This window comes from Rhodopseudomonas sp. NSM (assembly GCF_052445935.1).
Classification (GTDB): Bacteria; Pseudomonadota; Alphaproteobacteria; order Rhizobiales; family Xanthobacteraceae; genus Rhodopseudomonas.
The window spans coordinates 51,755-70,788 of record NZ_JBQTCH010000013.1 but is presented as its reverse complement, the minus strand read 5'-3'; the positions used below and the strand labels follow the sequence as shown (position 1 = coordinate 70,788).

The 19,034-nt window shown below is 64.3% G+C and carries 19 protein-coding genes; 10 read left to right on the top strand and 9 right to left on the bottom strand.

Annotation, left to right across the window (positions count from 1 at the left end):
• The first annotated feature begins 149 nt into the window (after positions 1-149).
• The 4 genes from cysT to ACTZWT_RS24065 all read left to right on the top strand — a co-directional run bounded on the left by cysT (position 150) and on the right by ACTZWT_RS24065 (position 4,539).
• Positions 150-977 (top strand): sulfate ABC transporter permease subunit CysT, encoded by an 828-nt coding sequence (gene cysT / locus ACTZWT_RS24080; protein ID WP_444772206.1) that lies wholly within the window; start codon positions 150-152, stop codon positions 975-977.
• Positions 974-1,843, top strand: a complete 870-nt coding sequence (cysW, locus tag ACTZWT_RS24075; RefSeq protein ID WP_444772205.1) for a sulfate ABC transporter permease subunit CysW — start codon at positions 974-976, stop codon at positions 1,841-1,843. Before cysT ends, cysW begins: the two co-directional genes overlap by 4 nt.
• 144 nt (positions 1,844-1,987) lie before the next feature.
• Complete coding sequence (locus ACTZWT_RS24070) at positions 1,988-4,162, top strand: malate synthase G (RefSeq protein ID WP_444772204.1); 2,175 nt, start codon at positions 1,988-1,990, stop codon at positions 4,160-4,162.
• Between the two features lie 176 nt (positions 4,163-4,338).
• Positions 4,339-4,539 (top strand): CsbD family protein, encoded by a 201-nt coding sequence (locus ACTZWT_RS24065; protein ID WP_041798596.1) that lies wholly within the window; start codon positions 4,339-4,341, stop codon positions 4,537-4,539.
• Positions 4,540-4,715: 176 nt separating this feature from the next.
• Here the strand turns inward: ACTZWT_RS24065 and ACTZWT_RS24060 are convergent, their stop codons facing one another.
• The 3 genes from ACTZWT_RS24060 to ACTZWT_RS24050 all read right to left on the bottom strand — a co-directional run bounded on the left by ACTZWT_RS24060 (position 4,716) and on the right by ACTZWT_RS24050 (position 6,519).
• Positions 4,716-4,871: a Thivi_2564 family membrane protein gene (locus ACTZWT_RS24060; protein WP_444772203.1), complete on the bottom strand. Its 156-nt coding sequence runs from the start codon at positions 4,869-4,871 to the stop codon at positions 4,716-4,718.
• Between the two features lie 215 nt (positions 4,872-5,086).
• Positions 5,087-5,737, bottom strand: a complete 651-nt coding sequence (locus ACTZWT_RS24055) for a DUF2865 domain-containing protein (RefSeq protein WP_444772202.1) — start codon at positions 5,735-5,737, stop codon at positions 5,087-5,089.
• A 23-nt stretch (positions 5,738-5,760) separates the two neighbouring features.
• The gene (locus tag ACTZWT_RS24050) at positions 5,761-6,519 is read right to left on the bottom strand and encodes a L,D-transpeptidase (RefSeq protein ID WP_444772201.1); all 759 of its coding nucleotides are present in this window, start codon (positions 6,517-6,519) and stop codon (positions 5,761-5,763) included.
• A gap of 245 nt (positions 6,520-6,764) precedes the next feature.
• Between ACTZWT_RS24050 and ACTZWT_RS24045 the strand changes: the two genes are divergently transcribed.
• A complete protein-coding gene (locus tag ACTZWT_RS24045; protein WP_444772200.1) occupies positions 6,765-7,871 on the top strand; it encodes an AI-2E family transporter in 1,107 nt (368 codons plus the stop codon).
• 141 nt (positions 7,872-8,012) lie between these two features.
• Here the strand turns inward: ACTZWT_RS24045 and ACTZWT_RS24040 are convergent, their stop codons facing one another.
• Positions 8,013-8,399 (bottom strand): hypothetical protein, encoded by a 387-nt coding sequence (locus ACTZWT_RS24040; protein WP_444772199.1) that lies wholly within the window; start codon positions 8,397-8,399, stop codon positions 8,013-8,015.
• Between the two features lie 431 nt (positions 8,400-8,830).
• Positions 8,831-9,637, bottom strand: coding sequence for a response regulator (locus tag ACTZWT_RS24035; RefSeq protein WP_444772198.1), 807 nt, complete (start codon positions 9,635-9,637; stop codon positions 8,831-8,833).
• 219 nt (positions 9,638-9,856) lie between these two features.
• Between ACTZWT_RS24035 and ACTZWT_RS24030 the strand changes: the two genes are divergently transcribed.
• Entirely contained in the window at positions 9,857-10,078 is a 222-nt protein-coding gene (locus tag ACTZWT_RS24030) for a NepR family anti-sigma factor (protein WP_444772197.1), read from the top strand.
• Positions 10,078-10,623 (top strand): sigma-70 family RNA polymerase sigma factor, encoded by a 546-nt coding sequence (locus ACTZWT_RS24025; protein ID WP_011440284.1) that lies wholly within the window; start codon positions 10,078-10,080, stop codon positions 10,621-10,623. Before ACTZWT_RS24030 ends, ACTZWT_RS24025 begins: the two co-directional genes overlap by 1 nt.
• 144 nt (positions 10,624-10,767) lie before the next feature.
• Here ACTZWT_RS24025 and ACTZWT_RS24020 read toward each other — a convergent pair whose 3' ends face one another.
• Positions 10,768-12,423 carry an HWE histidine kinase domain-containing protein gene (locus ACTZWT_RS24020; RefSeq protein ID WP_444772196.1) on the bottom strand — a complete coding sequence of 552 codons (1,656 nt, stop codon included), beginning with the start codon at positions 12,421-12,423 and terminating at the stop codon, positions 10,768-10,770.
• A 204-nt stretch (positions 12,424-12,627) separates the two neighbouring features.
• On the bottom strand, positions 12,628-13,260 hold the full coding sequence (gene ureG, locus ACTZWT_RS24015) for an urease accessory protein UreG (RefSeq protein WP_444772210.1): 633 nt from the start codon (positions 13,258-13,260) through the stop codon (positions 12,628-12,630).
• 1,030 nt (positions 13,261-14,290) lie between these two features.
• On the opposite strand from ureG, the gene ACTZWT_RS24010 reads away from it, so the two are divergent.
• Together ACTZWT_RS24010 and ACTZWT_RS24005 are read left to right on the top strand one after the other, a co-directional pair.
• Positions 14,291-14,440 (top strand): hypothetical protein, encoded by a 150-nt coding sequence (locus ACTZWT_RS24010; protein WP_444772195.1) that lies wholly within the window; start codon positions 14,291-14,293, stop codon positions 14,438-14,440.
• A gap of 364 nt (positions 14,441-14,804) precedes the next feature.
• Positions 14,805-15,086 (top strand): hypothetical protein, encoded by a 282-nt coding sequence (locus ACTZWT_RS24005; RefSeq protein ID WP_444772194.1) that lies wholly within the window; start codon positions 14,805-14,807, stop codon positions 15,084-15,086.
• 71 nt (positions 15,087-15,157) lie between these two features.
• Here the strand turns inward: ACTZWT_RS24005 and ACTZWT_RS24000 are convergent, their stop codons facing one another.
• Entirely contained in the window at positions 15,158-17,269 is a 2,112-nt protein-coding gene (locus tag ACTZWT_RS24000; RefSeq protein WP_444772193.1) for a molybdopterin oxidoreductase family protein, read from the bottom strand.
• Between the two features lie 143 nt (positions 17,270-17,412).
• On the opposite strand from ACTZWT_RS24000, the gene ACTZWT_RS23995 reads away from it, so the two are divergent.
• A complete protein-coding gene (locus ACTZWT_RS23995) occupies positions 17,413-17,736 on the top strand; it encodes a hypothetical protein (RefSeq protein ID WP_444772192.1) in 324 nt (107 codons plus the stop codon).
• A 1-nt stretch (position 17,737) separates the two neighbouring features.
• Here ACTZWT_RS23995 and ACTZWT_RS23990 read toward each other — a convergent pair whose 3' ends face one another.
• Positions 17,738-18,994: a cyclic nucleotide-gated ion channel gene (locus ACTZWT_RS23990; RefSeq protein ID WP_444772191.1), complete on the bottom strand. Its 1,257-nt coding sequence runs from the start codon at positions 18,992-18,994 to the stop codon at positions 17,738-17,740.
• Positions 18,995-19,034: the final 40 nt, after the last annotated feature.

The window sequence follows — 19,034 nt, the reverse complement described above, 5'->3', positions numbered from 1 at the left end:
CCGCCACGCCGGTCGGGTGAGGGGCGTCTCGACGCAGCCGAGCCTCTCGGCCTCGCGGAGACGCCCCCTCACCCCACCCCTCTCCCCGCACGCGGGGAGAGGGAGCATGCCGCACTCGCGGTTACTTCATCCATTCACAGGTAACTTCTTTGCGACGCAGCGTCATTCCCGGTTTCGGCCTCGGCCTCGGCATCACCGCGCTGTATCTCGGCGTGATCGTGCTGCTGCCGCTGTGCGCGCTGATTCTGAAAGCCTCCGAACTCGGCGCAACCCAGCTCTGGGCGATCCTGTCGTCGCCGCGGACGCTCGCCGCAATCCGGCTGACGGTGACGATGGCGCTGGCCGCCACGATTTTCAACGCGGTCTATGGCCTGCTGCTCGCCTGGGTGCTGGCGCGCTATCAGTTCCCCGGCAAGCGTCTGCTCGACGCGCTGGTCGACGTGCCGTTCGCGTTGCCGACGGCGGTCGCGGGCCTGGCGCTGACGGCGTTGTTCTCGAAGACCGGCTGGTTCGGGTCCGTGCTCGAACCGCTCGGCGTCAGCGTGGTGTACACTCCGCTCGGGATCGCGATCGCGATGGCGTTCACCAGCATTCCGTTCGTGGTGCGCACGGTGCAGCCGGTGATCGAGGATCTCGGCAGCGACGTCGAGGAGGCCAGCCGCTCGCTCGGCGCCAGCGACCTGCAGATCCTGTCGAAGATCATCTTTCCGTCAATCTTTCCGGCGCTCTTGGCCGGCGCCTCGCTCGCCTTCGCGCGCAGCCTCGGCGAATTCGGCGCGGTGATCTTCATCGCCGGCAATCAGCCGATGAAGACCGAGATCGTCGCATTGCTCGCCTTCATCCGGCTCGAGGAATACGACTACCCGGCCGCCGCCGCGATCGCCACCGTGATGCTGGCGATGGCCTTCGCCATGCTGATCGTCACCAACGCGGTGCAGGCCTGGCAGCTGCGCTATCTCGGACGGAACAGCAAATGACGCCGAAGCCGCGACGCCCCGCGAAAGCGGACTGGATGGTGACGCCGGTCGGAGCCGGGCCGGTCGCGCGCTTCGTCGTGCTGAGCGTGGTAGGCGTGGTGACGCTGTTCATTCTTGTGGCGCCGCTGGCGGTGATCCTCACCTCCGCCTTCGCGCAGGGCATCGGCGTGTTCCTGCGCAATCTCGGCGATCCCGGCACGCTGCACGCGATGTGGCTGACCACGATCACCGCCCTGATCGCGGTGCCGGTGAATATCCTGTTCGGCCTCGCCGCGGCCTGGACGGTCACCAAGTTCGAATTTCCCGGCCGCACGCTGCTGATTGCGCTGATCGAACTGCCCTACTCGATCTCGCCGATCGTCGCCGGCGTCGCCTATCTGTTCGTCTACGGCTCGCAGGGGCTGTTCGGGCCGCTGCTGGAGCAACTCGACATCAAAGTGATGTTCGCGCTGCCGGGCATCGTGCTCGCCAGCATGTTCGTCACCGCGCCCTATGTGGCGCGCGAGCTGATCCCGCTGATGCAGGTGCAGGGCACCGACGAGGAAGAGGCCGCGGTGACGCTGGGCGCCGGCGGCTTCGCCACCTTCCTCCGCGTCACGCTGCCGAACATCCGCTGGGCGGTGCTGTACGGCGCGATCCTCTGCAACGCCCGCGTGCTGGGCGAATTCGGCGCGGTGTCGGTGGTGTCCGGCAACGTCCGCGGCCAGACAACCACGCTGCCGCTCCAGATCGAACTGTTGTACCAGGACTATAATGTCGCAGGCGCGTTCGCCGCGGCGACCACTCTGACGGCGGTGGCGGTGGTCACCATCCTGCTGAAAATGCTGCTGGAGCGGCTGGCCGGCGACGAGCATCCGTCGCCATAAGTCGCGGCCGGCGCCTGGGGCCTTCCAATGCCCTCGCCTTTGGCGCTAAAAGAGGCACCCCGAGGCCGCCTTCCGTGGTCGTCGGCTCATTTTGACCCCTGAAACGGCCGCCGCTTTGCGCCCTTTCTCGCGAGACATCCTCATATGAATCGTATCGATGCCCACGGCTTGAAAATTGCGCCCGTCCTGTTCGACTTCATCGCCAAGGAGGCCGCGCCGAAGACCGGCGTCGCACCCGACGCCTTCTGGGCCGGGCTCGCCGCGATCGTCCGCGATCTGTCGCCGAAGACGGTCGCGCTGCTGCAGCATCGCGACGGCCTGCAGGCCAAGATCGACGCCTGGCACCTCGCCAACAAGGGCAAGAAGCAGGACATGGCCGCCTACACCGCCTTCCTGAAGGAGATCGGCTATCTGCTGCCGGAGCCGCCGACGGTCGCGGTCGAGACCGCCAATGTCGACGAGGAAATCGGCAAGCTCTGCGGCCCGCAGCTCGTGGTGCCGCTGTCGAATGCGCGCTACGCGCTCAACGCTGCCAACGCGCGCTGGGGTTCGCTGTACGACGCCTTCTACGGCACCGACGCGATTCCGCAGGAAGCCACCCAGGCCAAGGGCTACGACAAGGCGCGCGGCGACAAGGTGATCGCCAAGGCAAAGGCGTTTCTCGACCAGGCCGCGCCGCTGGTGGCCGGCAGCCACAGCGACGTCACCGCCTACAGCGTGATCGCCGGCCAGCTCTCCGCCAAACTGAAGAGCGGCAACGCCACCGGCCTGAAGACGCCCGAGCAGTTCGCCGGCTACCTCGGCGAGGCGGCATCGCCGAGCGCGGTGCTGCTGGTCAACAACGGCCTGCATATCGAGATCAAGATCGACCGGTCCAACACCATCGGCAAGGACGACCCGGCCGGCGTCGCCGATCTGGTGATCGAATCTGCGGTCTCGACCATCCTCGACATGGAAGACTCGGTCGCGGCCGTCGACGCCGAGGACAAGGTGCTGATCTACCGCAACACGCTGGGCCTGATGGACGGCACGCTGTCGGCCGATTTCGACAAGGGCGGCAAGACCGTCACCCGCGCGCTGAACGGCGACCGCACCTACACCGGGCCCGACGGCAAGGACGTCACCCTGCACGGGCGCAGCCTGCTGCTGATGCGCAATGTCGGCCATCACATGTGGACCGACGCGGTGCTCGACAGCGACGGCGCGGAAATCCCCGAGGGCTTCCTCGACGCCGCGGTCTCCGGCCTGCTGGCGATCCACGACCTGAAGGCGCTGGGCAAGACCCGCAACAGCCGCACCGGCTCGGTCTATATCGTCAAGCCGAAGATGCACGGCCCGGACGAAGTGGCGCTGACTTGCGAGCTGTTCGGCCGCGTCGAAAAGATGCTCGGCCTGACGGAGAATACGCTGAAGGTCGGCATCATGGACGAGGAGCGCCGCACCACGGTGAACCTCAAGGCCTGCATCCAGAACGCGTCCAAGCGCATCGTGTTCATCAACACGGGTTTCCTGGACCGCACCGGCGACGAGATCCACACCTCGATGGAAGCGGGCCCGATGATCCGCAAGAACGAGATGAAGGCGCAGCCCTGGATCAAGGCGTACGAGGACTGGAACGTCGACACCGGCCTGATCGACGGCCTGCCCGGCCACGCCCAGATCGGTAAGGGCATGTGGGCGGCCCCCGACAAGATGGCCGACATGCTGGCGCAGAAGATCGGCCATCCGCAGGCCGGCGCGACCACCGCCTGGGTGCCCTCCCCGACGGCCGCCACGCTGCACGCGCTGCACTATCACCAGGTCGACGTGCTGGCGCGTCAGCAGGAGTTGAAGTCGGGCGGCCCGCGCGCCAAGCTCGAGGATATCCTCACCATCCCGGTGTCGCAGTCGAACTGGGCGCCGGACGATGTCCGCCAGGAGATCGACAACAACTGCCAGGGCATCCTCGGCTACGTGGTGCGCTGGATCGACCAGGGCGTCGGCTGTTCGAAGGTGCCGGACATCCACGACGTCGGCCTGATGGAAGATCGCGCGACGCTGCGGATCTCCAGCCAGCACCTTGCGAACTGGCTGCATCACGGCGTCGTCACCAAGGAGCAGGTACTTGAATCGCTGAAGCGGATGGCGGCGGTGGTCGACAAGCAGAACGCAGGCGATCCGCTGTACCGGCCGATGGCGCCGGACTTCGACGGCGTCGCCTTCGAGGCGGCGTGCGACCTGATCTTCAAGGGCCGCGAGCAGCCGAACGGCTACACCGAATTCATCCTGCATATCCGCCGCCGCGAAGCCAAGGCGGCGCATCTGCAGGACCTGACCTGATCCGGTCACACTTTTCGGCTCGTCGACAAACAAGGCCTCTCCCGCAAGGGAGGGGTCTTTTTACGCCCGGTAACCTGTTACTTGGCGCCGAGATTCGGGCGACCGCTTGCCGCAGACAGTCCGGGAACCTTCGACACAGCCGTCCGTTGACGGGGCATCTACAACGGAGAACGACGATGAATTGGGATCGCGTTGAAGGCAACTGGAAGCAGTTCAAGGGCAACGTCAAGGAGAAGTGGGGCGAGCTCACCGATGACGATCTCGACAAGATCGCCGGGCGCCGCGACCAGCTCGAGGGCAAGCTGCAGGAGCGTTACGGCTACGCCAAGGACAAGGTGAGCAGCGACGTCGACGACTGGTTCAAGACGCTGCGCTGATGGCGCATTTTGTTTGAACGGTGGGGCCCCGGCGCAAGCCGGGGCTTTTGTTTGTGCGGTTGCTCAGAGCTGACTGGCTGCGCGACGCACCGACATGACGACGGGGCGTACGCATCGCGCACGCCCCGACAATTCAATCTTAGCCGCACGCACGGCGTGCGCATCACGCCAATGCGCTAGAAGACCGCCAGATATTTCAGCAGCGAAATGATGCCGACGATGATTACGACAACGCGCGCAATCTGCTTGGCACGCCCGTCCAGCGGCAGCAGGTTGATGAGATACAAGACCAGAATAACGACGAGAAACGTAATCAGAATACCAACAAGCATCGCAAGATCCTTTCAGCCCGCGGGCCACCCGCACTGCACTAACGGCGTGCGGGCAACTCGGTTCCATGACTGGAACTGATTGATCCCGGAACAGAACCTGGATGAGGCGCCGCCCGTTGCCGAGTATGCGCCGGCTCGAACGATGCCGGTTTGTCGGTTTGTCGGGCCAAACCGGCCGTGGGATAGCGCGTACGTTCTCAGGCGCGAGGCGGCGATCAGTTCGCCGCCACGACCGGGACCTTGCCGTATCCGGCGCGGATCGAATCCGGCGCCGGCGAATAGTTCAGCGACCCTTCGCGGCGATCCGGCCGACCGGCGACCTTCAGGCCATCTTCACTGGCGACGATGTCGCCCTTCCGGACGGTCGGATCGTCTTCGATCTTGATCTGCGCAAGGCCGAACTGATCCTTGCCGTTGCAAGTGCAGCCGGCCACGATCTCGGTGCGGTATTTGAAAGCGTTAGGAAGCTCCGAATAGGGCTTGCCTTTCGATGTGCGAGCACCGTCGATGTTGGAGCCGTACACCACCTTGGTTTCGCTGGCGGGGCAGAAGCTGTTGCAGGTCGCATCCTTGCTTTCGCCGCCGGTCGCCGCGATCGGGAAGTAGCGGCCGTCGCAGGTGCGGACGCAATAGGCCTGGCCGCCACCGCTGGAATACGCCCGCGCCGGACGGCGCGCCCTGGGCGCATAGTCGCCCTCGCTGGCGAACGGGAAGGCCCGCTCTGGAGCGTAGTGGCGGGCCGGAGGCTGGAAACTGTGAAACAGCGCCGAGAAGAAATCCTGCGCCTGCGCGCCCGATGCCGTTCCGGCCAGCGACATCATCGCGACGGCGCCGATCCCGATTGCCTTTGCAGTTGAGCGACGCATCGCAACCTCCGGTCCGGTGGGCATTAGTCGAGCGACGACAGCGAAATGTTCATCGCCTGGCGGTCCGGCCGCGCCTTGCGCGCTTCGCGGTTCGGCGCCGCCTTCGGCAGCACCACCACCCGCGTGCCGACTGTTGCGCGGCTGAACAAGTCGGCGACGTCCTCATTGGTCAATCGGATACAGCCCGAGGATACAAACTTGCCGATCGTCGAGGGATCGTTGGTGCCGTGGATGCGATATTCGGTCGAGCCGAGATACATCGCCCGCGCGCCCAGCGGATTGCCGGGGCCGCCCGCCATGAAGCGCGGCAGATAGGGCTGACGCGCGATCATCTGCGCCGGCGGATGCCAGTCCGGCCACTCGGCCTTGCGGGTGATCGTCTGGGTGCCGGCCCAGGTGAAGCCTTCGCGGCCGACGCCGACGCCGTAGCGGATCGCCCGGCCGCCGCCCAGCACGTAGTAGAGGTAGGTGTTCGCAGTATCGATGACGATGGTGCCGGCCGGCTGATTGCTGTTGTAGGCGACGACCTGACGGCGCAGCCGGTCGGACAATTGCGCGTCCTCGTCGTCGCTCACCGCGGCATCCGGCGCGATCGCCTGCGGCGGCGGCGCCAGCACCTCGTCATCGGCGCCGAACGGGCCGGCCTGCGGCGCCGCGGCGTAGCCCAGCGTCTGCGCCGATGCAGCGCCGGGCAGCGCGGCCGTCAGCAGCAGAGCTGCAGCGAAGGCCACCAGCGGACGCGCCACCGAATTGCGTCGTGAAGCGAAACCGGAAGTAACCATGGCGATGTCCCCGCATGTGCTCGCATCGTCGCGATGCTGCTAACAAACGCCGCGTCGCCCATCCGGTTCCGGCGGGTCGTCACGACGCACTTGACAAAGCGCCCGGGTCGGCGCTGCCGGCCAAGGAACTTTGCCGGACAGTTCATGTTGAGGCACGGGACGCCGCGCATCGAGGTCAGTCGACAACCGTCGCCGAGGCGCGTCCTTTCTCTTTCGGCAATGGCGACCTGAGCGGGGTGAATTTGGTGCGAACTCTTCCCGTCGAGCCCGCCGGCGCTCCGCTTCCCGACAGCCCGGACGAGCGGCCGCCTCTGATCCGACGGACCGAGATCGTCGCCTTCGCGCTCGTCGCCCTGCTGATCATCGTGGTGATCGGGCTGCTTTACGTCGCCAAGCCGTTCTTCCTCCCGATCGTCACCGCCTTCGTGGTGGGCACCATGCTGTCGCCGGCGGCGACCTACATGGAGAGATGGCGAATTCCGCGCGCGGTCTGCGCGGTGCTGATCGTGGCGCTGGCGCTGGCGGGCGTCGGCTTCATGGTGGCGCTGATCTCGGTGCCGCTGATCGACTGGACCAGCCGGCTTCCTGAACTCGGCGTGATCCTTCGCGACAAGCTGAGCTTCTTCGAACGTCCCATGGGACTGTGGCGGCAACTTCAATCGGCCATGGGCGGCACGGAACCGACAGTGCCTGCAGCATCCCAGATGCCGCAGATCGACTGGATGCAGCCGACCCTCGAATTTCTGTCGCCGACGTTGACCGAATTCCTGCTGTTTCTCGTCACCCTCGTGCTGTTCATCGCGAGCTGGAAAGACCTTCGCCGAGCGCTGGTGATGAATTTCGGCGGCCGCGACGCGCGGCTGCGCACCTTACGCATTCTGAACGAGATCGAGCAGAGCCTCGGCGGCTATCTGCTGACCGTGACGATCATCAACCTGTGCTACGGGGCCGCGACCGGCGTCATTTGCGCCCTCGCAGGCATGCCGAATCCGGCCGGGCTCGGCGCGCTCGCCGCGACGCTGAATTTCATCCCGGTCATCGGGCCGATCGTGATGTTCGTCATCCTGACCCTGGTCGGGATCATCAGCATGCCCACGATGGGCGAAGGCCTGCTGGCGCCGCTCGGATTTGCCGTCCTGACCTTCGTGGAAGGACATTTCATCACGCCGACGATCATCGGGCGGAGGCTGGAGCTGAACGCGCTCGCGGTGTTCATCGCACTGGCGTTCTGGACCTGGCTTTGGGGCCCGATGGGCGGCTTTCTGGCATCGCCGCTGCTGATCGTCGGCCTGGTCCTGAAGGAACACCTGGTCGCCGAGGACACCCCGCAACTGCCCGGCCGCTACGACTGATTGCGAGCGGCCGGGCAGCCGGGCCTGCCCCGGGTGGATCGTTTGTTGCAGCGACTGCGAGAACAGCCGAGCTATTCAAACGAAAACACCCGCCACCTTGGGGGTGACGGGTGGGAGCTCGATTGCTCAAAATAGCCTGGATCAGGTCATGCATCGACCGGGTTCGAGGCGCTTGGCAACCTCGGTCAAGACGCTCACCACCGGCTCGCATGCGACCATCGTTCGCCGCGGGGAAGAAGAAGGTGCCGGCTGCTGAGCGCGAATGCGCGTAGCCTGGCCCACTCGAGCATCCGGAACACGGACCAGTACCGACTGATCGACCAGAGTGACACCGAATGTCCGACCCGGCTGGAGTTCTTGCGCCAGCGTTCCGCGGTCGGCCTTGCTACCGCGGTTGATTTCCTGCGCTGCAGAGGCGTCCTGCTGCAGGCGGAGCTGACCAAGGTCGCCACCGACCGCCAGCTGTGCCACGCCGAGCGTGGCGGTGATCGCAATTGCGCCCAAAATTCCCCGCACGATCTGTGACATGGTATCTTGCCGCTCTTTTCTGCGCGGCAGGATTGCCGCTTCGTTGCTTCAGGCGGCTTGTCAAGCCCGCCACACCAATTAATCGTTTGGGCGCGAGCGCGGTTCGATAACGAACGATCAACTAAGTGTGTGACGTTTTCCGAGGCTGCCGCGGAACAACTCCGCTTTGATGGCGGTTGTACCAGCGCCGGTTAGTCCCCCTGCCCCAATTGACCGGCAATACAGGGCGCAGCTGTGGTGATGCCAGCTGCGCCCTGTTCTTTTGAATCGAGCTATTTCGATATCGCGCCGAAGGCCAGGCCCGATCGTGGCAGTCGTCCTGCCACCGGATTCCCATAGATCCCAAAAGCCCCATAGATCCCAAAAGCAAAGTCCGCCCGCGCCTTCGCGCGAGCGGCCGGATCCGACGAATTGGCTGCGGGATCAGTTGGTCAGGATGCGGCGGCGTTCGGCGTCCGGTTGCGTGAATTGCGCTGGAAGAACAATGCCTGACTCGCAACAGCTGACACCATCGCCGGCTGGAACGGCTTCGAGATCAGGAACGCCGGCTCGGGGCGTTCGCCGGTCAGGAACCGCTCAGGATAGGCCGTGATGAACACCACGGGTACCTCGAAGGTCTTCAGCAGTTCATTGACCGCGTCCAGTCCGGAGCTGCCATCGGCAAGCTGAATGTCGGCGAGGATCAGGCCCGGCTTTTTGGTGCGCGCTAGCGCAATCGCATCCGCATGGGTGCGGGCAACGCCGATAACATTATGACCCAGATTCTTGACCAGACTTTCCAGATCCATCGCAATGAAAGTCTCATCCTCGATGATCAGGACATCGGTGGCGATCTCCTCGGCCATTTCCCGGCCCGCCGTATCGGCGAGCTGACGGATCTCGCCCACGTCCGTGTGAAGGACGAAGGCGACCTCTTCCTCGGAAAATCCCTCCAGCGAGAGCAGCAGAAAGGCCTGGCGCGGCAGCGGAGTGATCGCCGAGAGCCGCCGCTCGGACGGCATCGGCAGCGCCCTGACTTCGGAGTCGTCGTTGAGCGCCACCGAATTCCAGATCTGGGCGAACAGGCGAAACAGCCCGGCCCGCGGCCCGTGTCTTTCGTCGAGCAGCGCTGGATCCTGCAGCAGGGCTTCCAGCATTGCACCGACATAGGCGTCACCCGACGCCTGGTTGCCGGTCAATGCCCGCGCGTAGCGACGCAACAACGGTAAGTGCTCAGCAACCAACTGCGATCTCGACATCCCCACTCCAATCTCGAATCTGCTCTCGGCCGGTATCGGCAGGGCGGCCGGGCTCCCTAAGACTACCTACGCCGAAGCAAGGGAAAAGTTCCATGTGACCGGGGAACTTTACCGCTGCGGCCGAATTAGGCTCCCAGTGACACCGCAACACCTTCAAAAATCAAGGTAAACCCCAGTGATTTCAGGGGACTTGACCACGGGGAAGACATTGGATCAGTCATGAAAGATTTCAAGGCTCAGACAACGAGGAAGTCGTCGCCTGGCAGCAAGGGTGGCCTGAATCAGGAGATTCAGGCTCGGATCGGCCATCAGCTGCGCGCCATGTATGATGACGTGGTCAGGCAAGGGGTGCCCGATCGGTTTGCCGACCTGATCAAGCGGCTGGACGACCCCCAGCAAGGCGGCCCGGCAGCAGCGACCGACAGCGAGAGGAGGGACTAATGCCTCTCACCGACTCTCTCAGAGACGACATTCTGGCTGCAGTACCGAGTTTGCGCGCGTTCGCAATCTCGCTCAGCGGAAACGGCGACCGCGCAGACGACCTGGTGCAGGAGACCCTGCTACGCGCGTTGGCCAACATCGATTCGTTCCAGCCGGGCTCGAATCTGCCCGCATGGCTTTTTACGATTTTGCGCAACCTGTTCCGCTCCGACTATCGGAAACGGCGGCGCGAGGTCGAGGACGCCGACGGCAGTTACGCCAAGACGCTGAAATCCCAGCCGGGCCAGAATGCCCATCTGGAATTCGAGGAGTTCCGGGCCGCGCTGGAGAAACTCCCGCAGGACCAGCGCGAGGCACTGATTCTGGTCGGCGCATCGGGCTTCTCCTACGAAGACGCGGCCGCGATCTGCGGCTGCGCCGTCGGCACCATCAAGAGCCGCGTCAACCGCGCGCGCTCGAAGCTGAGTGCACTGCTCTATGTCGATGGCGCCGAAGACTTCGGGCCTGACGACACGGTTCGCGCCGTCATCGGCAGCAACGGCTGACCGGCGCGGTTTTCTCTGTAGAAAACGACCGATGAAACGCAATACGAAGCTGGCCCTCGGGCCACTTCGTTATTGCGCTTCAGCGCCTTGTCGAAATTGAAGGCGCCTGCGGCTTCGTCGGCCCGGTTGCAGTATTTTCCCATTTCAGCTCCGCCGGAGCGGCGCCGAGATCTGTCCGGTGCGGTCGCGCTCGTTGATGTCGACGACCGTTTCCATCGGCGCCGTCAGCTCATAGACATAGCTGACATCGGTGAAGTAGCGCTTGGCGTTGCCGCCGAGCGCTTCCGGAGCGACCCGATCGAGCAGGATGACCCCGAATTCGCTGTCGGGACGCCGCGTCGCCTCGCTGGTGTTGAACTCCTCCCAGCGGAAATTGAACACCGAATCGGCCCCCTCGCCCGTCACCTCCCAGCTTGCGACGATGTGTGGGTGCTTGCCGACCAGCGACAGCCCCTCGTCGGAGTGCGAGGCGAGTTCGAAGAACAGCAGCGACAGGCTCTGCGCCGCGCGCGCGCTGACCGCGATGTCGGGGCCGTTGACCGCGATGCGGTCGGTATGCGGGATTGCCCTCGGCTCGAAAAGCCCTTTCAGCATCACGCCCTGCCACTGGCTCTCGCTCAGAAGCGAGACGACGTTGGACATTGCATGGATGCGGCCGATCAACAGTTCGCGGGCGACATCCAGGTCCGAGCCGTGCCGCAGCGTCCGCGTCACGATCGACTGAATGACGGCCAGGATGTTCTTGACCCGATGATTGAGCTCGTCGATCACCGCGGTCAGCCGGCGCTCGAAGCCGATCCTCATCTCGATTTCGCGCCGCAGCCTGACGTTGCTGTTGCTGACGTAGCCGAACAAGCAGCAGATAATGATGGTCAGCGCCAGACCGATCGCCGCGACGATCGCCGCGACCTGCTGGGCGCGGACGAACGGGCTGACCCGCGCGTAATAGGCCAGCGACCAATCGCGATCGCCGAAGGTCATCGTCCGGACGATGATCGGCTTCTCGCCGTCGGGATGGGCCGGCCGTTCGGTCACATGTCCGCGCTCATCGGCGATCAGTTCGACATCGGGCTGCCGTGGATCCGCCATCACCACGGAGAACATCGACATGTCGTCGTTGGTCAGCATCAGCGCCGAGAGGTCATAGGAGAAGGTGATGAATCCGACCGCCGCGGAGGCGTCTTCCGACATCACCGGTGCAGCCAACACCACCCCGATCGGCCCACCTGCTCCCCCCAGGCGCAGCGGGTCGGAAGCTTCTGGCTTGCCGGTCTCGAGCGAGCGGGCGAACATCCGGCCCAGTACCGGATGATCGTCGAGCGATCGCCCCGGCAGGGCAACGGTTTCGGCATTGCGCGGCTCGATATCCATCACCACGTCGACCGGCTCGCGGAGCGTCGCCGGATCGATCGCGGTCCCGTCGGAGTGGCGGATGGTGGTATCGGAGAAGCCGGCCTTGGCCAGTTCGGCCTGGGCGGCAGCAAACTCTTCAGGCTTCAGACGGACGATCCAGCTCGCCAGCAGGAAGTCAGTCTTGAAGGCATAGATCGACGAGCGAAGCGGCTGCAGCATGTCCGCCTTGATCACCGCCGGCGAGCGGAAGAGTCCGGAAGCAACTCTGCCGAGTAGTTCACGCTCGGTCAGTCGATCCTGCACCTGACTGGCATGCACGTCGATCGCCCGCCCCAGCGCAATCCGCTCGACCGCCGATTCCTGTTCATAGATTCGATTGGCCGCGAAGCCGGATAGCAGAATCCCGACGACGGCAATCAGCGCGATGATGGAACCCAGGCGAATCAAGCTTCTCTACTCAATCAACGATTGGAAGGCAGAGCCGAGGCCATCCATATCCATCCACACCTGCCCGCGTTGGCGACGAACTGCCGGGCCGTTCGTCGCGAGGCAGCGGGGACCATGGAGGGTAACCATCCATTGCAGCTTCCTGTCAGGCCCGAAGCGCATCAACGTCACCGGCCTTGAATTGTTCCCGCAACAAGTCCGCCGTCAGCCGGCCGGGGACTTCGACATCAGTCCGCCCTTGGCTTCGATAAAAGCCAGAATGCGATCGAGCCCCTCGTGTTTCTTCAGATTGGTCATCACGAACGGCCGCTCTCCGCGCATCCGCCGGGCGTCGGTATCCATCTTTTCCAGCGATGCGCCGACATAGGGAGCCAGGTCGATCTTGTTGATCACCAGCAGGTCCGATCGGGTGATGCCGGGGCCCCCCTTGGACGGAATCTTGTCGCCGGCAGAAACGTCGATGACATAGATCGTCAGGTCGGCGAGTTCGGGAGAAAACGTCGCGGCGAGGTTGTCACCGCCGGATTCGATCAACACCAGGTCGAGATCGGGAAACTTGCTCCGCATCTCGGCCACCGCGGCCAGGTTCATCGATGCGTCTTCGCGGATCGCGGTATGCGGACAGCCACCGGTCTCTACGCCGGCGATACGATCCGGCGTCAGCGACCCGGATCGCACCAGGAACTCGGCGTCCCACTTGGTGTAGATGTCGTTGGTGATCGCGGCAATATCGTAGCGTTCGCGCATCGACTTGCACAGCAGATCCATCAGCGCGGTTTTGCCGGAGCCGACCGGGCCGCCGATGCCGACGCGCAGAGGACCGTGATGAGTTGACATGGATGTTTCCCGATGAGGCCGGCTTTTCGAGCCAACGGAAGCAGCGCCAAAGGAGGAGGCACCGCGCTGCAGTGCAAATAAGAACGATGCGGCCGGAGATTGCAAGTCGTCGACCGCTCCGGGACTTAGCCGGCCCGGATGCCGGATCATGCAGCCTTTGTCGCAGCCTGCTTGGCGCCGGCATCCTTCGCCGCACCCTGCCCGATCCTTCCGTCGCTTCGGAGATCAGCGCTCGCCGTCTTGGCCGGCTTGCCGTCGCGGGCTAGAGCCGTTCTGACTCCGATCGAATCAGCACTGGCGTTCTGGGATACTCGCCACAGGCACAACCTCATGGTGAGGAGGCGCGACGCGCCGTCTCGAACCATGCGCCGCCGGGCCTGCATCGTCGGCCCATCCTTCGAGACGCCCGGCTTTGCCGGGCTCCTCAGCATGAGGGGGCAGTGCATCCGGCAAGGGCCATATCGCTTCAATCAATCGATGAAACGCTCTCTAGCAGTTCGGCTTCCAGCTCAGCCTGACGCGCAGCGACCTTTTCTGAAAATTTCTGCGTCGCGTCATCGCGCAGCGATGGCAACCTCGATACTGAGTGCGTCGAGATCGACTTTCGCCCATCGAACTGTCTCCTGATTGAAAGGGTGGGCTATCGGGTACCGTTTTTCGCCGCAAGCGAACGACAGAATTATCCACCGGCGGCAGAACCGCACCTGCATTGCCGATTGACGCCCGGCCAGCAGTGGAATCAATGATGCGATCGGGGATCACAATGACTTCATCGAAGCCACCGAATTGCGAGTTCGTAGCGCGATCTGCAACGCCGGAAGGCGGCCCGATCGCGTCGGCGTCCCAGAACCAGACCGGGGCAGGTCCGCGACCGGCGGCTCAAGGCAAGCTACCGACTGCGTCCCCCGTCGTCGCCGATACCAATCAAGGCGCCGCTGCGGCGGCGAAAAGCACCGTGGCGGAGCCGGATTCTCGATCCGCGGCCGTCACCCCCCCGGGGCCCGCTGCAACTCCCAATATCATGACAAGCGTGGCCGACGAACGGGCCGCAATCCTCAAACGCATTGCTGCATTCCGAAATTTGCAGATCAAGCTGCGTCAGGACCGCGAAAAGTACTACGACGAGACGCTGGCCCGTACGCGCTCGCTGCTGTCCCAGCCGATGAAACCGCGCCGCTGAGCGGCCGGCCGCGCGCCGCGCTGGTTAGTCTCACTACGTCTTTGGTTGCACAATATCCCGCATTGCGGGCGTATCGCACCGGATTTTGCGCAGCATCCCCGCCCAGTCGTGACGAATCAGCGCACCCGGGCAATGGTGCGTAGCGGCGCTTCGTCTCGCGAAACGCGGCCTGCAGGCGTTCGACCATCAGCACAACCCCCGTATTTACTACCTAAGCCGTGCTGATTTTCGCCAGAATCTCAACTAACCACGCCTTAATCGAATGCTAACCGACGCGGCGCCGATGAGTTAGAATTCGTGAAATTGAGAATTGTCGACACGAAACGAGTGTAGTAGAAGGACGCTTCACTAAAGGAGCCTACGCGTGGCAAAGAAAGCTAAAGCAAAGACTGCGAAGACTGCGAAGCCTGCAAAGACCGCAGCAAAGTCGAAGAAGGCGAAGACCGTAGCGAAAACCGCTACCAAGGCCGCCAAGAAGACGAAGATCACCCGGCGCGAGTACACCAAGGAAGACATCAAGGAGTTGCGCGCGCATTCGAAGGCGCGGACCCCGGTCGCGCAGATCGCCAAGATGACCAAGCGGACCGTCGGCTCGCTGCGTCAGAAGGCGCTCAAGCTCGGTATCGGTCTCGGCCACCAGCGCTGAGCCCGGCAAAACCCGCCTCGCGAAGCGATCAAACGACTGCCGATCGGCGGCTCTCGCCGCCTCTTCGGACTTCAGTCGCGCTTCGCGAGCGGCGGTAAGGCCTTCTTCGCCCATACTTTATTATCGTGAAACGCTGCACCGCCGTGCGGCGCGACCGAGTCTGCGCTGGTCAGTACGTTGATCCCGCGACCGCCCGCATGCGCGCTGTTGGGAAAAACCGACTCGGCGATCAGTACGCCCCGGCGCAATCCGCCGTCGAGCCTTGCGGTAAGCGTGGTCTCGCCCCTGATATTGCCGAGCGTGACGGCATCCCCCTCCCCGACCCCGATCGTTTCAGCGTCCGCCGGGTGTATCAGCACCGTCGGCACACCTTCGCGCGCGCGTGACGACGGCGTCTCGTTGAAGGTCGTATTGAGAAAGCTTCGCGCCGGGCTGGTCGCCAGGCGGAACGGATGGGCGTGATCGGTTTGCTCGGTTACCGACCAGTGGTCGGGCAAACTCGGCATCGACTGCCACGGTCCAAGCTTCAACTGCCGCGGCACGTTGACGTGACTCCAGTCCGCGCGGAAATGGAATTTTCCGTCGGGATGCGCGAAGCCGTCGAGGAAGTGAGCGGTGCGGAAATCGGGCTGCAGGTCGCGCCACAAATCCGCTTCGAGCGCCTCGATCGTTCCCCGACCGCTTTTCTTCAGGGTTGCATCGATCACTTCGCGCGGCGTCATCTCGAACGCGGGATGGCGGATGCCGAGCCTCGTCGCCAGTCCCTGCAGGACTTCGTGATTGGACCGGCATTCCCCGGGCGGCGCGACCAGCCTGGCGCCGATCGAAATATGCTGGTGGCCGCCACCGTAATACAGATCGTCGTGCTCGAGAAACATCGTCGCCGGCAGCACGATGTCGGCCATCGCCGCGGTCTCGGTCATGAACTGCTCGTGTACGGCAACGAACAGATCATCCCGGGCGAAGCCCTCGCGGACGAGGGTTTGCTCCGGCGCGACGGTCACCGGATTGGTGTTCTGAATCAGCATCGCCTTGACCGGCACGCCGCCGCAGAGCGCATCGGCGTCACCGGTGAGAATGCGACCAATCTTGGACTGATCGAGCACGCGGGTCGTCGGATCGAGCGTATCGAGGCCCTCGATCAGTGTCTTGTCGAAGCCGAATATGGCGCCGTTATTGAAGAAGGCGCCGCCGCCTTCATGCTGCCAGGCGCCGGTGACCGCCGGAATGCACAGCGCCGCGTGCATCTGCGCGGCGCCATTACGGCTGCGGGTGAAGCCGTAGCCGAGCCTGAAGAAGCTGCGTTTGGTCTCACCGATCGCACGCGCGAACGCCTCGATCTCGGCCACCGGCACGCCGCAGATCGCCGACGCCCATTCGGGAGTCCGGGTCGCCAGATGCGTCTCCAACTCGTCGGGGCAATCGGTGTAGCGGGCGAGATAGTCGCGGTCGGCGTAGCCGTCGCGAAACAGCACATGCATGACGCCGCAGGCGAGGGCGCCGTCGGTGCCCGGACGCAGGATGACCCGGATATCGGCCTGCTTCATGGTGTCGTTGTCGTAGATATCGACCGCGGCAATCCGCGCGCCGCGCTCCTTGCGGGCACGCGCCGCATGGGTCATCACGTTGACCTGGGTGGAGACCGCGTTGGTGCCCCAGATCACGATCAGGTCCGACTTCGCCATCTCGCGCGGATCGACGCCCGCGACCTTGCCGGCGCCGACGGCGTAGCCCGACCAAGCGATATTGGAGCAGATCGTCGAGTAGAATCGCGAGTACTTCTTGACGTTGGCGAGCCGGTTGATGCCGTCGCGCATCACCAGACCCATTGTGCCTGCGTAGTAATACGGCCAGACCGACTCCGCACCGAACTCCGCCTCAGCAGCGTTGAACCGGGCCGCGATTTCGTCCAGTGCCTCGTCCCAGGTGATCCGTGCGAACTGCCCCGATCCTTTCGGACCGGATCGGCGCATCGGATAGGTCAGCCGTTCCGGGTGATGGATGCGTTCGGCGTAGCGCGCAACCTTGGCGCAGACGACACCGGCGGTGTAGGTCTGCTGCTTCGATCCGCGGACCCGGCCGATCGTCGAGCGATCGATCACCTCGACGTCGAGCGCACAGGCCGACGGGCAATCATGCGGACAGGTCGAATGGCGGATTTCGATTTCGGCACGTCGGCTCATTGAAAAAAGGTAGCATGTTAAGTCACGATTGAGAATGGCGCCTCGGCGCGCGCGCTGTCGGGCGCAGCCCGGATTCTCCGACCGGCCGCGCAACTTCCCGGCCGGTCGACGGTTACCGCCTCGAACAGCAAACAGGGGCGCCCGTGCATCAGGCAAAACTCTTCCAGTTCGAACGGCTTGCGAAGGAAGTCAGCGCCTGGCGCGCGGTCCCCGAAGACGAGCGGGCGCCGGCGGCCGCGTGGTGGTGGGGATCGGCGATCGAGCTGCGCTCGGAGACCGGACCGATGCCCACGGAGTTTTGTGCAGCCTTCGGGGCGCCGGAAGGGGCGTCCTATGCCGACGCCGCAGCACGGCTGATGGATTGGATCGCACCCCAGAAGTCGCTGGCCTTCCCCAATGAGTTCCCGAGCAAGCCGAAACGCCACGCTGCGGAGACCGAAGACGCTCCGCCCGCCGTCGCCCCGTAGCTCAGACGGTCTTTTCGAACGGCTCGTCCTTCACCGGCGTCACGTCGTCCTGCCCCTCGACATCGGCGATCTCGAGATTGAGATTGTCGCCGGTACGGCCTTCGACGATCTCGTTGATCTTGCGCGCGATGCCGGGCTCACGGCTGACCAATGCGCGAAGATCGGCAGCGTCGAGCACCAGCAGGCGAGCCCGCGATACCGCCTTCACCGTCGCTGAGCGCGCAACCCGCTTCAGGACTGCGATCTCGCCGAAAAAATGGCCGGTGGCCAGCCGTACCCTCCGCCCCTTTTCCGCCGGCCCCAACTCGACCTCGACCTCGCCTTCGGCGATGAAGTACATCGCGGTGGCCGGCTCGCCGCGGCGGAAGATCACGTCGCCGTGGTCGACCTGACGCGCCTGCAGCAACTGCATGATGTGGGCGATATCGCCCGCGGTGAGGTGGGAGAACAGCGGCACGCGGGCGACCATGCTCCAATTGACGATGAAATCGCGGCGGTGGATCACCTGCGAAAAGGCGGTGGCGACGATCCCGACGGGCAGCGCGATCATGATCAGGCCTCCGACGATGGTGATCGATGCGATCATCCGCCCGATATTGGTCGCGGGCACGACATCGCCATAGCCGACCGTCGTCAACGTCACGATCGCCCACCACATCGCGTCGGGAATGGTGCCGAGCTTCTCCGGCTGGACCTGCCCCTCCGCGATATGCATCGCGGTCGCGGACAGCAGCGTCGCGCAGGCCAGGATGACCAGACAGGCGAACAATGCGCGGCGCTCGCTCTCCAGCACCTCGAGCAGCGACCGCATGCCGGACGAATAGCGGGCGAACTTCAGCACCCGCAGCACCCGCAGAAGGATCAACACCCGCAGATCGCCGGGACCGACCAGCGCCACCCATAGCGGCAGAACCGCGAGGAAATCGATGATCCCCTGGGGGCTGACCATGTAGGACCAGCTTGCGCGCCACGCGCTCATCTGCCGGAAGGGAAAATGCTCGGGCGCTATCCAGATCCGGATGTAGTACTCGACCGAAAACACCACCAGGCAGAGCAGTTCCGCCACCCTGAGCGGCAGGTCATAGTCGTCGCGCAGCTGGGGCACCGACTCCAGCACCGTGATGCCGACGCTGAGGAGGAGGAAGAAAACGATGCCGCGGTTGACGGTCAGGCCGACGCCCGAGTTCCGAGCGTGCGACTCGAGGATCTCGTAGACATACTGCCTTGCTCGGAGACGGAGCGGTCGGGCGTCGGGCATCAGAGGAACCTCGAACGACCCCGGGCGCCAGGCCGGCGGA